Raw genomic sequence first — 12,969 nt, 5'->3', positions numbered from 1 at the left:
GTCGTGTGAAAGCGATAATGTTGTTCCTGATGGTAATCGTATTGGGTTCCATGGGTTTTTCTTCGTTAATTATAGATGGAATTCACTACTCTGGTATAGAGTCGGAAAGTGATATGCTGATCTATGACGGAATAAACGCAGCATATGTCATTAGCCAGATAGGGAAGAACTCATTTGAAATTGGAGGAAACTTCTCCTTCATTTCCTCCGCTTCCTCGGAGCTATTCTATAAGAGCGGTCATTTCAACACGGTTCTTAAAGCCTTTGTTGGCCATGCATACGATCTTACAGAGGAATCGGCCGCCGGGTTAAGAGTTGTCTCTCGGGTTGGCCTTATGGCTGCAAACTTTGAAAAGTTCGGAGTCTTCTTCTCGATCACTCCCGTCGTTTACGTTAGAGTTGGCTTTCTTTCCTTTGGAGTTGCGGCGGGCCTTGAGTTAGAGCAGTTCTTCGGAATGAAAACACTTCCAGTTGTTCATGCAGGCGGTGAGATTACTTACCGTTTCTAGCGGAGGTTGTCGATATGAGAGAGTTGGCCGTTGTTAAGGAGCTAAAAGGAGATACGGTGCTCCTGGAAAAGGCGCGAACCGAAGCATGTTCTACATGCGGTTCTAAGAGTAACTGCGGCGTTTCTTTGGGCGATAAGAAAGTTACCATAAAGGCCTTAAGGAATGGTGTAGAAGTCGATCCAGGGGATACTGTGGAAATAGAGACAGGGAAGCTAAACGCAACTAGGGTCTCGATGATTGTTTATGGAATACCCTTAGCCGTCTTCCTGGTTACTTTGATTGTGACGAACATCATTCTCAATTCTGAAGGATTGGCCCTAGGGGCAGCTTTTGCTTCAATTGTGGTCGTGTACGCGCTGATTGCAGTTTACGACAGAAGAAACAGGGAGAAGCTTATGCCAAAGATTATTAGAAGGGTGGAGTTACCGGATGGATTCCTTGTTCGATGAAGATGCGCTGCGACTTCTGGAGTTTGACTGCGTTCTGGAAGATATTTCTAAGAAGGCGATTTCAAGGTACGGTAGAGAGAGAATCAAATCTCTTAGGCCATTAGTAGATGACACAGACTTACTCTACAGAAGAGCGAGCGAGTTCAGTATTATTCTTCAAAATGAGGGGGAGCCACCTTTTTCAGTCTTTCACGATCTAAGTGATTATATCAACAGGGTGAAACGAGGTTTCAGCCTTGGCTGTGAAGAGCTTTACAGAAGTGCCGTTACCATGGAGAACATCTGTCGGCTCAAGGAATTCTTTGAACGAGTCTCTTCGGAGTTTACTGCTGTAGGCGAAGTTGTTGCTCTTCTTGGGTGTGAACGTGGGTTTATAAACGAAGTCAAGAAGAAGATCTCGGAAGACGGGCAGATAAAGGACAGTGCCTCTCCAGCCTTGAAGGAAATCAGAAACGAACTCAAGTCACTTACCAGAAACCTGAGAGGAAAGCTTGATTCTATAATGAACAGGTATAAAGACGGGCTCACAGACAGTCTAGTGCTGAGTAGAGAAGGTCGTTATGTCTTGCCGTTGTCTGCGAGCAAGAAGAATGAGTATCAGGGAGTGATTCATGGCTCTTCTGGAAGTGGGGCGACCGTCTATTTCGAGCCACAAGAGCTGATTGCTCTTAATGATTCGATGAGGATTCTGCAATCGAGAGAAGAAGAGGAGATAAGAAGGATACTTAGAGAACTGACTACTTACTTCTTCAATACCTTTGAAAGGCTTGAACCTTCACTGGAAGCGCTTGGAATCCTTGATGCTCTTTTCGCAGCGTGCAGATATGCCAAGAAGAGGAATGGAGTTTTCATTGAGCCTTCGTCATCGGGTCGCTTCTTCCTGAAGGACGTCAGACATCCTATGATCGATGACGAGAAGGTAGTTCCAATAACATTTACTATGGAAGAGGGAATCAATGGAGTTTTCATTACCGGACCCAACACCGGCGGGAAAACAGTAGCGATGAAGACAATAGGTCTCTCTGTAATACTTATGCTCTGTGGTCTTCCCGTTCTTGCTGATCAGACATCAGAGATCCCGCTTTTCAAGAAGCTTTTTGCAGACATTGGAGATGAGCAATCGATAGAGCAGAGTCTAAGCACGTTCTCATCTCATGTATCCAGGATAATCCGAATTATTGAGAATGCCGACGGTGACTCTTTAGTTTTGCTTGATGAATTGGGGGCGGGAACTGATCCGGTAGAGGGATCGGCACTTTCGATTGCGATAGTTGAGAGGCTTTTGGAAAAGTCGAAATTGATCCTCACAACACATCTGACACCAATTAAGCTCTATGCTATGGAGCGTTCCGACATTCTTAATGCGAGCGTAGAATTTGATGTTGCCAGTCTTAGACCAACGTATAGGCTCTTGATGGGAATTCCCGGTTCCTCAAATGCGATAGAGGTTTCAAAGAGACTTGGACTTGCACCGGATATTATCGAAAGAGCTCGATCATATATTGATAGTGATGCAAGAAATCTCGAAGCAGTAATAGGGAAGCTTCATATAGAGAGGTCGACTCTAGAAGAGGAACGAAGAGAACTTCAGAGGACGAAGAAGAATCTTGAATCCAAGAGCAGCGAATTTGAAGACAAGCTTTCAATGATTAAGGAAAAGCGGTATGGAGAGATCAGCAGAGAGATCGCCGAGCTTGAGGAAAGACTAGGATCTGTAATAAAGGAAATTGAACGGGCTATTAGCATGTCAAGATCTTCAAATGAAAGAGACAAGGTTACCGCGGTCAAGAGACTTAATGAGCTTAGAAGTGAATTAAAGCGTTTCGGAAGTTCTTCATGTGATGACGGCGATTTTGAGATACCCGAAATCGGCGATACCGTTACGCTTATAGATAGTGGAGCAGAAGGAATCGTCAGTGCAGTCGATGGAGATAGAGTTGTAATTGACTCAGGTAAGATTACGCTGAAGGTCCCGTTTTCAAGAGTGAAAATCATCGGAAGATTGAAGTCGGAATCAGATGCCTCTTCTCTCGAGTATGTCAGTGAGAGTATGACTCAGGAGATCGATATAAGGGGAAGTGTCACTGAAGACGTTCCTATTATCATTGACAATTTTCTCCAGACTCTCAAGATAAATGGAACAAAGCAGGGTTGCATAATTCATGGAAAAGGCACTGGAAAACTGGCCGAAGGAGTATGGAGTTACTTGAGACGCTCAAAGAAAGTTAAGAGCTTCAGGATTGGTGCACCTTCAGAAGGCGGTAGCGGAGTCACGGTTGTGGAGGTATAAGCAAGAATGAAAGCTGGAATCGACATAGTCAAGATCTCACGAATGTCTGAAGCTGTGGCAAACAGGGTACTCGGAAGGCAAGAGAAAGATGTCTTTGATTCTCTTGGAAATGAACGGAGAAAGATGGAGTTTGCAGCTGGGCGTTTCGCCGCAAAGGAGGCCTTCGTCAAGGCATCCGGGCGTAGAGACCTTGAGTTCTCGAAAATCCAGTTTCTCGTTGATGAAAAGGGATGCCCGATTCCATCCGAGGAACTGAAGAAGCTGCTGGGTGGCGAAGATCTGACGGTAAGCATTTCTCATGAGCGGGAGTATGCGGTGGCAGTTGTAATACTCTTTGGGAGGGGCTAACGTGATTCCATTCGATGAGGCTAAGAAGAGAGTCGACGAACTGAGAAAAGAGATCGATTATCATGCTCACAGGTACTACGTTATGGATGATCCAGAGATATCTGACTCTGAATACGACAGGCTGATGGATGAGTTAACCGAACTTGAAGAACGTTATCCAGAACTGAAGACACCTGATTCACCAACTGTTCGTGTTGGCCTGAAGCCGATCGACTCCTTCAAGGAAGTGATTCATGAGCACAGGTTGTTTTCCCTGGACAATACTTACTCAGAGGCCGAGGTATTGCAGTTCGATAAGAGGGTGAGAGAATCACTTGGCATTGAAAGAGTTCAATACATGTGTGAGCTAAAGATCGATGGCCTGTCAATATCGCTTAAGTATCAAGACGGGTTGCTTGTGAGAGGAGCAACAAGGGGGAATGGTTTTGTCGGTGAGGACGTCACCGAAAACATAAAGGCGATCAAATCGATACCTCTCAGACTCAGAAAGAGTCTTTCGATTGAACTGAGAGGAGAAGTATATCTCCCGAAAGACGTCTTCAATGACCTTAACAGAGCCCGAATAGAAGACGGTCTTCAGCCCTTTGCAAATCCTCGCAATGCGGCAGCTGGAACTCTCAGACAACTTGATCCCAGAGAAGTGTCAGGGAGGAGACTGAGTGCCTTCTTCTACCAGATAGTGGAGCCAGAAAGGTTTCGGCTTGAAAAGCAGAGCCAGCAGCTGGAGCTGTTGAAGACTATTGGAATGAAAATTGAGCCGAATTTCAAGACTGTAGACGGCACGGAGGGCGTAATCGAATTCTGGAAGACGTGGTCTGGGCTGAAATCTACACTGAACTATGCTGTTGACGGGGTGGTTGTCAAGGTGGACGATCTACATTATCAGGAGGAACTGGGATACACTACGAAAGCGCCCAGGTGGGCCATAGCCTTCAAATTTCCGGCGGAACAAGCAACGACAAGACTTATAAGTCTTAACCTCAGTGTCGGTCGGCTAGGCACTATAACGCCTGTTGCTGAACTCGAACCCGTTCAACTGGCCGGAACAACCGTTAGACGGGCAAGCATGCACAATTTCGACTTTGTCAGGGAGAGGGACATCAGAATCTTGGATACAGTTGTTGTAGAGAAGGCTGGGGAGATTATTCCACAGATCGTTAAGAGTATTCCTGATAAGAGATCAGGTGTAGAGAAGCCAATAGAACCTCCTTCCGAGTGCCCAATTTGCAAAGGACCGGTAGGCAAAGAGAGAGAAGAGGACGTTGCTTTGAAGTGTCTTAATCCCTCTTGCCCCGCTAAGGTGGGTAGGAGAATACAGTTCTTCTGTTCCAGAGAGGCCATGGACATCGAGGGCCTTGGTGAAAAGCTAGTCGAGCGTATTGTTGAATCGGGCCTTGTGAAGAGCCCGTCCGATCTCTACAAACTGACAAAAGAAGATCTTTTGGCTCTTGGAGAAAGGATAGGGGAGAAGATGGCGGACAATCTCATCAAGGCAATTAATAAGAGCACGAATAACCCGCTATTCAAGGTTATAACTGGGCTTGGTATTCCAGGAGTAGGATCCAAACTTGCGAAGGATCTTGCTAACAGCTTCGGAAGTTTAAGAGCACTCATGTCTGCAAGTGAAAAGGATCTGAAAGCAGTTTCGGGAATAGGCGATCAGTTGGCCTCAGAAATAAGAAAGCATCTATCTGCTCAATCCGTGAGAGAAGAGATCGAAGAATTGATGAGATTCGTCAATACACAAGATGAAAGTCGTGATGGTCCAAAGCCGCTGAAGGGTATGAAATTCGTGGTAACGGGAACTCTTCCCAGCTATTCTAGAAAGGAAATTCAGGAGAGGATTGTTGAACTGGGAGGAGAGGTTATGTCTTCGGTTTCGAAGAATACCGATTACGTTCTTGTCGGGGATAACCCGGGGTCGAAAGCGGAGAAGGCTCGTTCTCTCGGAACGCAGATAATCGATGAGAAGGAATTTGAGGAGATGGTAGGATCTTGATTCGTTACTTTGACAACAATGCTACTACTCAAATGGAGTCTGATCTTGCCGAACTGATGGCAAGTCTTTGTACTGAAGAGTACGCTAATCCGAATTCTATGCATACCTTTGGTGTGAAGCAGTCAAGAATGCTGGAGGAGGCGCGTGCAAGGGTGGCCTCATGTCTCTCTTGCAATTCCAGCGAAATCTTCTTTACTTCTTGTGCGACCGAGACGATAAACTGGATCTTGAGGTCCACGGTCTTCTTCAGGGGGAAGAAGAAGAAGATCGTGACGACTTCAATCGAGCATAAGGCCGTTCTCAATACACTCAAAGATCTTAAGGCAATTCTCGATATCGACTATGTCGAGATTCCGCCCGAAAGCAACGGAATAGTTGAGGCCGAGAAGCTCCTGAGAGAAGTAGATGACGAGACCTTTCTCGTTTCTGTAATGGCTGTGAATAACGTAACAGGCGCGATCCAGCCTTTCGAGGAGATAGGCAGAGAGTTAGTTGGTCTAGATCTTCTCTATCACGTCGATGCTGTACAGACAATCGGGAAGATTCCCTTCACTCCGGAATCCTCGTTTTGCGATTACGCTTCGTTCTCTTCTCACAAATTTCACGGACCGAAAGGTGTTGGAATCGCCTTCGTCAAACGGGGATCTCCAATCAAACCTATGCTCACAGGAGGAAATCAGGAAAGAGGTTTGCGCTCCGGTACACAAAACGTGCCCGGCGTCTTAGTGACTTCGATAGCGATGCAAAGAGCTCTGGATTGTATGGAGAAAGCATCCGGAATAACGAAAGACTTTCAGAATCGAATATCTAGAGCTGTTGTTGAGCTAGGAGGATATATCAATACTCCTGAGTGCTCCATCTGCAACACAGTAAATGCATCTTTCTGCGGAATAAGATCAGAAGTTTTGGTTAATGCTTTATCAGAAGAAGGCGTTTTTGTTGGTACCTCTTCGGCTTGTTCTTCAAGAAATGATGGAGGTCAATATGTTCTAGATGCGATGGGAATAAGTCCATCGATTGCCTCGGGATCAATAAGAATAAGTATGTCAAGATTCACAACAGAGGAAGATGTGGAGGATTTGATAGAAAAACTGAAGAAAACGATTCCTCTTTTGAAATTCTAGCCACAAACGGTTATAATTGACTGTAGTTAGATTTAATTGCCTTTGAGGTGATATAGTTGCTCAGGAGCATGACCGGATATGCGAGGGTCGAAAAGGCTGTTCGCGGCGTAAACGCATTCGTGGAACTGAAAACAGTCAATTCGAAGTATTTGAATGTTGATATAAACATAGGAGATGCTTTCTCTGAGCTAGAAATGAGAGCAAGTAGGTTTATAAAGGAAAACCTCAAGAGAGGGACGGTAAGAGCAAAGATCGACATATCTCTTGCGGACAGCGATGATCTTCTCCAGCCTGACTATGGTATAGCCTCCTCGATTTTCAACTCTCTGAAAACGATTAAGGACCGTTTTGAACTAGCCGGTGAGGTTTCTGTCGATTCGATGGCCAGGTTCAAGGAGATTTTCAGGAGCAGACCTTCTGAAGACCTCGCAGACAAAATTTGGAGTGTTATTGAAGAACTGCTTATTGAAGCTTTGGATCAGCTCAACGCAGACAGAGAAAGGGAGGGACAGAACCTTGCTCTAGCGATGAGCGAGTATCTTAATAGACTTGAAGTTATTGCTAATGAGCTTCTTACTAGTTCTGAGGACATGGTTCTGTACTATCGCGACTTCCTGAAGAAGAGAATCGAGACGATTATTGAAGGTCAGTTTGACGAGAATAGATTGGAGCAGGAGGTAGCGCTTCTAGCTGAAAGGGCCGATATATCGGAGGAAATCGTAAGGTTGCACTCTCATCTGAAGTCGTTCAGGGGAGTTATGCGAACTGACAAAGAGAGTGGAGTGCAGATGGACTTCATTTGCCAGGAGATGCATCGAGAGCTTTCAACCATTGCATCGAAATCGAAGAAGCTTGCGATAACCAATCTTTCCATCGAAGGTAGAACACTGGTCAATAAGCTTAGGGAACAAGTTCAGAACATAGAGTAGGAGGTGTTTCACTTGTACGGACTCATTAACGTTGGGTTCGGAAACGTAATTATAGGTGACAGAGTTATCGCGATAGTCAATCCCGAATCCGCGCCGCTGAAAAGGCTTAAGGAAGTTGCAAAAGACGAAGGAAAGCTTATTGATGCCACTTATGGAAGAAAGACCAGGGCAATCGTCATCACCGATAGTAACCACATAATTCTTTCAGCTATTCAACCCGAGACGATCGCTTCCAGATTCATGCAGACTTTCAGCGATATTGAGAAGCTTCTGGAAGACATAAGGGTTTCTGGACAGAGCTTTGAAGAATGAAAGGCATAGTTTTTGTGATTAGCGGCCCTTCAGGGGCGGGAAAGACCTCAATACTGAAGGTAGTGCTTGAGGCCAACAGCGATCTTGATTTTTCGGTTTCTTATACTACAAGAAAGAGACGCCCGACAGAAGTCGATGGGAAAGACTACATATTCGTGACGCAAGATGAATTCAGAAGACTTAGAGAAGAAGAGGAGTTTCTGGAGTGGGCCAAGGTTCATGGGAATCACTATGGAACATCCAGAACACAAGTTAGAAAGAGTGTTGATTCGGGTAGAGATATTTTGCTGGATGTAGATATTCAGGGAGCGATGTCAGTAATGAGGGAGCTTACAGACGCAGTCTATATATTTGTGGCTCCACCCTCTTATGGTGAGCTGGTCAAGCGTCTCGAAGCGAGGGGAACCGAGAACACCGAATCGCTCAAGGTTAGGCTGGAAGATGCGAAGTGGGAACTAGAACAGGTAAAACACTTTCAGTATCTTGTTGTTAACGATAACTTAAACCACTCGGTAAATCAACTTGAGGCTATCATCACCGCAGCAAGGCTCCGCGTTGATAGAATCGTGAAAGAAAAGGGAGAAAGATTCCTGTTTGAGGAGAAAACTACATGATAATCAATTATGATTTGCTTTTGAAGAGAATAAGGCACAAGTATGCAATTCCTGTGGCTGCTGCTAAGAGAGCGGAAGACCTTGAGGACTTTGGCCGCCCAAAGCTTGATGCAGCAACGGTAAGGGCTGCAGGTGATAAGATCACCGTAGCGTTGAAGGAGCTAGAAGAAGGATACATCAGGATAAGAAATGAGGAAATGCTGATGATCCTTGTACCGAAAGTTAAGTAACCGGATCACTTCATGTTCGGGCAAACGCAGAAAATACTTTATTTGCCTTGTTGACAGGGATAAGGTCATTAGATATAATAAGTATCGTGCGTCGGGCCAACGTAGCTCAATCGGAAGAGCGGCTGATTTGTAATCAGCAGGTTGGGGGTTCAAGTCCCTTCGTTGGCTCCATAGGTTAACTATCGGTGGTAAGGTGCCCGAGTGGTCAAAGGGGGCGGACTGTAAATCCGCTGGCGGAACGCCTTCGGTGGTTCAAACCCACCCCTTACCACCATTAATTTTGCTACTGTTGAGGTGCAAGCAATGGCAAAGAAAACTAAGGGAAATAAGGTTCTTGTAACGTTGAAATGTTCTGAGTGCGGTACTAGAAACTATTACAGGTTCAAGAACCGCCAGAAGAAGTATAAGCTGGACACGAGTAAGTACTGTCCAAAGTGCAGAAAGCATACCGAGCACAAGGAATCGAAGTAAGGTTGAGTCGTTTCAACTGAGTCAGGAGGAATCCCATGGCCAAGGCAAAGTTTTGGAAGTTCCTTTCCGAAGTAAAGAGCGAAGTTAAGAAGGTGACATGGCCTAACAGGGAGCAGATGATTTCGTCTACAGGTGCCGTGCTCGTCATTCTGGTAGTGGCGGGAGCTTTTCTTGCTCTTCTAGATATTCTCTTTACTAATGTAATCGGGTCGCTTCTCAATTTCTTGACAGGCGCCGTTTAATGCTGTTCTACGTTGGTGATTGACTGTGCGAAAGAGATGGTTCATAATTCAGACTTACTCTGGTCTCGAAAACTCTATCAGAGAGGCAATTCAGATTAAGATAGAGTCTTTCGGTGTTTCGCACATGTTTGGCAAGATTCTTGTGCCGGAAGAGACGAAACTTGATAGAACCAATGTCGCTGCCGAGAAGTATATTGTCCCCGCCAACGCCAGGCTTCTTGTAAAGGACAATCAGGATGTGGCAAAAGGAGACCCTGTCGCTGAAGAAGTAGAAATAAAGGTGAAAAACGACGGTACGGTGGCGGAAGTAAAGAACTACCGAGTTATCTTTATTGAAACTGCCGATAGGCGATATACGAAGACTTACTACATTCCCGAAAGCGCGAAAATTGAGACCGGAATAAAAATGGGTGCGAGGATAAGGCAGGGAATGCCTCTTGCAAAGCAAGGTGAGTACTTCTGTGAGCTGGATGGAAAGATAGTATATACACAGAAGATGAAGCGCATCGTTGTTGAAAAAGAGAACGGCGAAGAAGATGTCTATCTTGTTCACCCCGATTGTTATGACGCCAAGGTAGCTAAGAAGGGTAATCTTGTGAAGCGCGGACAGTTGTTTGGAGATACAAGGAAGATCTTTTCCAAGACTGAGGGAAGGATCGAGATTTCCGATCTCCCTGGACGGAAAGAGATAAAGATCTTCAAAATCATCCGGACAAGATTGTATCCTGGATATGTTTTTATTGAGATGATAATGAACGAAGAGACGTGGAACCTCGTTAAGAATACTCCGAACGTCGTGAACTTCGTCTCTGTAGGTGGACAGCCTGTGCAGCTTAAGGAAAAGGAAATAAAGGCTCTGCTCAGATTAGTCGGTATTGAAGAGTATGAAGAGCACTCAGGTGGTCCTGTCAAGATTGAAGTTGAGTTTGATATCGGAGAGGTCGTCAGAATTAATACAGGTCCGTTTGAGGACTTTGTTGGAAAAGTGACGGGTCTCGATCCTGAAAGACAGGAACTGAAAGTCGTTGTGAGCATTTTCGGAAGAGAAACACCGGTTATCCTCAGCCTATCTGAGGTTGAAAGAATCGTCTAATCTACAAGAAAGAGTGGGAGGGAATAGCCCGTTAACCACAAGGAGGTAAGTAAATATGTCTAAGAAGGTCATTGCCCAAATCAAGCTTCAGCTTGAAGCGGGGAAGGCAACGCCAGCACCTCCAGTTGGACCGGCTCTCGGTCAACATGGAGTGAATATTATGGGGTTCTGCAAGCAGTTCAATGCAGAGACTTCTGACAGAGCCGGTATGGTGTTACCGGTTGTTATTTCGGTATATGCCGACAGATCCTTCAGCTTCATCCTCAAGACTCCACCCGCTAGTTTCTTGCTGCTTAGAGCAGCCGGAATACAAAAGGGTTCAGGAGTGCCCAATAGAGACAAAGTTGGGAAGGTTACCAGAGCACAGCTTGAGGAGATTGCGAAGATCAAGATGCCTGATCTCAACGCCAGAACAGTAGATGCCGCTGCGAAAATCATCGCTGGAACAGCTCGCAATATGGGCATCGAAATCGTAGGTTGAGGAGGGGTTTAAATGTCGGTTAGATCAAAGAGATATATTCAGGCGAGGAAATCCGTTGACAGAAATAAGGTTTACTCTGTGGAGGATTCAATCGAGCTTTTGAAGAGTTTTCCGTCGACAAAGTTTGACGAAACGGTTGAGATGCACATAAAGCTCGGGATAGATCCAGCCAAATCAGATCAACAGGTCAGAGGTACTATCTCTCTTCCTAACGGAACTGGAAAGAATGTTAGGGTTCTAGTGTTTGCGAAGGGGGAGCAGGCAGAAGTTGCCAAGCAGGCTGGCGCGGATTTTGTTGGATCCGACGATTTGGTTCAGCAGATTCAGGGTGGCTGGACCGATTTCGATGTCGCGATAGCTACACCAGACATGATGAGAGACATAGGTAGATTGGGGAAAGTTCTGGGACCCCGTGGTCTGATGCCGTCTCCGAAAGCAGGAACTGTGACAACAGACGTTGAAGATGCCGTGAAGGGTTTTAAGGCGGGGAGGATCGAAGTCAAGAACGACAAGACCGGTAATCTACATCTGCCCGTCGGAAAGAAGTCGTTTGACAAGGAGAAGCTGCGCGAAAACTTCGTTTCAGCTCTCGATCAAATAATGAAGATGAAGCCATCCGGTTCAAAAGGAAGGTTTGTTCAAAAGGTATTCCTCACTACAACCATGGGTGCAGGAATAAAGGTCTACTTTGTTAAAGAAACCGAGAAATAGCTTAAGATACCCAAGCATATATGTACTCACTGCCAAAGACAGTAGGTTATTAAGAGCGTAAGCCACCTACCGAGGTAAGTAGAAGTGAATGCCTTCTGCGGCCTCGATTTGGGGCCGCTTTTTTGAAAGGAGGTGCAAGAAGTGCTAACCAGAGAAAGAAAGGAAGAAATCGTTGAGAGCCTAACAGAAGCCTACAAAAAGTCTTCATTGATTCTGTTCGCCGACTACAAGGGTATGAAGGTTGACGGTATCACTGCTTTCAGGGACAAGCTCTACGAAAAGTACGACGATAGAGCTCAGTTCACAATAAAGAAGAATACATTGGTCAGGCTTGCTCTGAACAAGGCCGGGTTCGACGAGAGTGAATGGAAAGAGTCAATCATCGGAACTACGGCGGTACTGACTGTCGAGGACGAAGACCCGGTCTCAGCGCTAAAGATAATCACTGAGTTCAACAAGAATAACAAGACCCTTCCGTTGATAAAATCAGGGTATCTTGAAGGCAGATACTTTGCCGGCAGCCAGGCTTCTGAGTTGGCGAAGCTTCCGTCTAGAGATCAGTTGATCGCAATGGTCGTTGGAGGATTCGCCGCCCCGATAACCGGTCTTGTATATACTCTGAACGGAATATTGACAAAGTTCCTGTATGCTCTAAATGCAATTAAGGATAAAAAAGCTGAATGATTCAGGTGGAGGTGTGGTAAGATGACTAAGGAAGAACTTATAAGCGCAATAAAAGAAATGACAGTTTCAGAACTTTCGGAACTGGTGAAAGCACTTGAAAATGAATTTGGAGTCAGTGCAGCAGCACCTATGGCAGTTGCAGCAGGGCCTGTAGCGGGCGGAGTAGCGGTCGAGGAAGAAGAGGAGCAGTCTGAATTCAAGGTTGTTTTGAAGTCTTTTGGGGCTAAGAAAATCGATGTCATTAAAGTCGTTAGAACAATTACCGGACTCGGACTCAAGGAAGCAAAGGATCTTGTTGAAAAGGCCGGCAGTCCAGAGGGTGTTGTGAAGGAGAACCTTCCGAAAGCGGAGGCCGAAGAACTGAAGAAGCAGCTCGAAGAGGCTGGCGCCGAAGTCGAACTGAAGTAATTGGGCAATTGTCTGGTTACATATTGTCTGTATAATAAATACACCCACATCAGGGATGATGCTCTGATGTGGGTT

At 45.6% G+C, this 12,969-nt stretch carries 17 protein-coding genes, 2 tRNA genes and 1 other annotated feature; all 19 genes read left to right on the top strand.

Translation table 11 applies throughout. The annotated features are described in order from the left end of the window. Positions 1-5 precede the first annotated feature (5 nt). The 19 genes from B3N33_RS06460 to rplL all read left to right on the top strand — a co-directional run bounded on the left by B3N33_RS06460 (position 6) and on the right by rplL (position 12,894). The gene (locus B3N33_RS06460) at positions 6-509 is read left to right on the top strand and encodes a hypothetical protein (RefSeq protein WP_292592595.1); all 504 of its coding nucleotides are present in this window, start codon (positions 6-8) and stop codon (positions 507-509) included. Between the two features lie 14 nt (positions 510-523). After that, a complete protein-coding gene (locus B3N33_RS06455; protein ID WP_214060210.1) occupies positions 524-958 on the top strand; it encodes a SoxR reducing system RseC family protein in 435 nt (144 codons plus the stop codon). Beyond that, positions 939-3,248, top strand: a complete 2,310-nt coding sequence (locus tag B3N33_RS06450; protein ID WP_292592593.1) for an endonuclease MutS2 — start codon at positions 939-941, stop codon at positions 3,246-3,248. The genes B3N33_RS06455 and B3N33_RS06450 overlap by 20 nt, the downstream gene beginning before the upstream one ends. 6 nt (positions 3,249-3,254) lie before the next feature. Then, positions 3,255-3,596, top strand: a complete 342-nt coding sequence (gene acpS, locus B3N33_RS06445) for a holo-ACP synthase (RefSeq protein WP_099828950.1) — start codon at positions 3,255-3,257, stop codon at positions 3,594-3,596. A gap of 1 nt (position 3,597) precedes the next feature. Beyond that, complete coding sequence (ligA, locus tag B3N33_RS06440) at positions 3,598-5,595, top strand: NAD-dependent DNA ligase LigA (protein WP_292592591.1); 1,998 nt, start codon at positions 3,598-3,600, stop codon at positions 5,593-5,595. Beyond that, entirely contained in the window at positions 5,592-6,719 is a 1,128-nt protein-coding gene (locus B3N33_RS06435) for a cysteine desulfurase family protein (protein WP_292592589.1), read from the top strand. The genes ligA and B3N33_RS06435 overlap by 4 nt, the downstream gene beginning before the upstream one ends. A gap of 56 nt (positions 6,720-6,775) precedes the next feature. Continuing rightward, positions 6,776-7,648, top strand: a complete 873-nt coding sequence (locus tag B3N33_RS06430; protein ID WP_292592587.1) for a YicC/YloC family endoribonuclease — start codon at positions 6,776-6,778, stop codon at positions 7,646-7,648. 12 nt (positions 7,649-7,660) lie between these two features. Further along, positions 7,661-7,960 carry a DUF370 domain-containing protein gene (locus B3N33_RS06425; protein ID WP_099828953.1) on the top strand — a complete coding sequence of 100 codons (300 nt, stop codon included), beginning with the start codon at positions 7,661-7,663 and terminating at the stop codon, positions 7,958-7,960. Further along, positions 7,957-8,574 carry a guanylate kinase gene (gene gmk / locus B3N33_RS06420; RefSeq protein WP_214060215.1) on the top strand — a complete coding sequence of 206 codons (618 nt, stop codon included), beginning with the start codon at positions 7,957-7,959 and terminating at the stop codon, positions 8,572-8,574. The genes B3N33_RS06425 and gmk overlap by 4 nt, the downstream gene beginning before the upstream one ends. Next, positions 8,571-8,804 carry a DNA-directed RNA polymerase subunit omega gene (locus B3N33_RS06415; protein ID WP_099828955.1) on the top strand — a complete coding sequence of 78 codons (234 nt, stop codon included), beginning with the start codon at positions 8,571-8,573 and terminating at the stop codon, positions 8,802-8,804. Before gmk ends, B3N33_RS06415 begins: the two co-directional genes overlap by 4 nt. 95 nt (positions 8,805-8,899) lie before the next feature. Further along, positions 8,900-8,975: transfer RNA gene (locus tag B3N33_RS06410), tRNA-Thr, on the top strand. A gap of 16 nt (positions 8,976-8,991) precedes the next feature. Further along, positions 8,992-9,078 (top strand) — tRNA-Tyr (locus B3N33_RS06405). 29 nt (positions 9,079-9,107) lie between these two features. Beyond that, on the top strand, positions 9,108-9,275 hold the full coding sequence (gene rpmG / locus B3N33_RS06400) for a 50S ribosomal protein L33 (protein WP_099828956.1): 168 nt from the start codon (positions 9,108-9,110) through the stop codon (positions 9,273-9,275). A 35-nt stretch (positions 9,276-9,310) separates the two neighbouring features. Then, positions 9,311-9,517 (top strand): preprotein translocase subunit SecE, encoded by a 207-nt coding sequence (gene secE, locus B3N33_RS06395; RefSeq protein ID WP_099828957.1) that lies wholly within the window; start codon positions 9,311-9,313, stop codon positions 9,515-9,517. Positions 9,518-9,542: 25 nt separating this feature from the next. Continuing rightward, positions 9,543-10,610 carry a transcription termination/antitermination protein NusG gene (gene nusG, locus B3N33_RS06390; protein ID WP_099828958.1) on the top strand — a complete coding sequence of 356 codons (1,068 nt, stop codon included), beginning with the start codon at positions 9,543-9,545 and terminating at the stop codon, positions 10,608-10,610. Between the two features lie 55 nt (positions 10,611-10,665). Then, a complete protein-coding gene (gene rplK / locus B3N33_RS06385; protein WP_099828959.1) occupies positions 10,666-11,091 on the top strand; it encodes a 50S ribosomal protein L11 in 426 nt (141 codons plus the stop codon). A gap of 12 nt (positions 11,092-11,103) precedes the next feature. After that, positions 11,104-11,802 carry a 50S ribosomal protein L1 gene (gene rplA, locus B3N33_RS06380; RefSeq protein ID WP_214061044.1) on the top strand — a complete coding sequence of 233 codons (699 nt, stop codon included), beginning with the start codon at positions 11,104-11,106 and terminating at the stop codon, positions 11,800-11,802. Positions 11,803-11,816: 14 nt separating this feature from the next. Then, positions 11,817-11,935: a sequence feature (ribosomal protein L10 leader region), on the top strand. A gap of 8 nt (positions 11,936-11,943) precedes the next feature. Beyond that, complete coding sequence (rplJ, locus tag B3N33_RS06375; RefSeq protein WP_099828961.1) at positions 11,944-12,486, top strand: 50S ribosomal protein L10; 543 nt, start codon at positions 11,944-11,946, stop codon at positions 12,484-12,486. 21 nt (positions 12,487-12,507) lie between these two features. After that, positions 12,508-12,894: a 50S ribosomal protein L7/L12 gene (gene rplL, locus B3N33_RS06370; protein ID WP_292589261.1), complete on the top strand. Its 387-nt coding sequence runs from the start codon at positions 12,508-12,510 to the stop codon at positions 12,892-12,894. Positions 12,895-12,969 lie beyond the last annotated feature (75 nt).

Origin of the sequence: Mesotoga sp. UBA5825, from assembly GCF_002432955.1 — a bacterium.
In the GTDB taxonomy this organism is placed as follows: Bacteria; Thermotogota; Thermotogae; order Petrotogales; family Kosmotogaceae; genus Mesotoga.
This window is presented reverse-complemented; position numbering and strand designations above follow the sequence as displayed.

What these genes read in the sequence shown, in the direction of transcription:
- B3N33_RS06455 (WP_214060210.1), top strand. Translation starts at nt 524, where the DNA reads ATGAGAGAGTTGGCCGTTGTTAAGGAGCTAAAAGGAGATACGGTGCTC.
- B3N33_RS06450 (WP_292592593.1), top strand. Translation starts at nt 939, where the DNA reads ATGGATTCCTTGTTCGATGAAGATGCGCTGCGACTTCTGGAGTTTGAC.
- acpS (WP_099828950.1), top strand. Translation starts at nt 3,255, where the DNA reads ATGAAAGCTGGAATCGACATAGTCAAGATCTCACGAATGTCTGAAGCT.
- gmk (WP_214060215.1), top strand. Translation starts at nt 7,957, where the DNA reads ATGAAAGGCATAGTTTTTGTGATTAGCGGCCCTTCAGGGGCGGGAAAG.
- B3N33_RS06415 (WP_099828955.1), top strand. Translation starts at nt 8,571, where the DNA reads ATGATAATCAATTATGATTTGCTTTTGAAGAGAATAAGGCACAAGTAT.
- rpmG (WP_099828956.1), top strand. Translation starts at nt 9,108, where the DNA reads ATGGCAAAGAAAACTAAGGGAAATAAGGTTCTTGTAACGTTGAAATGT.
- secE (WP_099828957.1), top strand. Translation starts at nt 9,311, where the DNA reads ATGGCCAAGGCAAAGTTTTGGAAGTTCCTTTCCGAAGTAAAGAGCGAA.
- rplK (WP_099828959.1), top strand. Translation starts at nt 10,666, where the DNA reads ATGTCTAAGAAGGTCATTGCCCAAATCAAGCTTCAGCTTGAAGCGGGG.
- rplA (WP_214061044.1), top strand. Translation starts at nt 11,104, where the DNA reads ATGTCGGTTAGATCAAAGAGATATATTCAGGCGAGGAAATCCGTTGAC.
- rplL (WP_292589261.1), top strand. Translation starts at nt 12,508, where the DNA reads ATGACTAAGGAAGAACTTATAAGCGCAATAAAAGAAATGACAGTTTCA.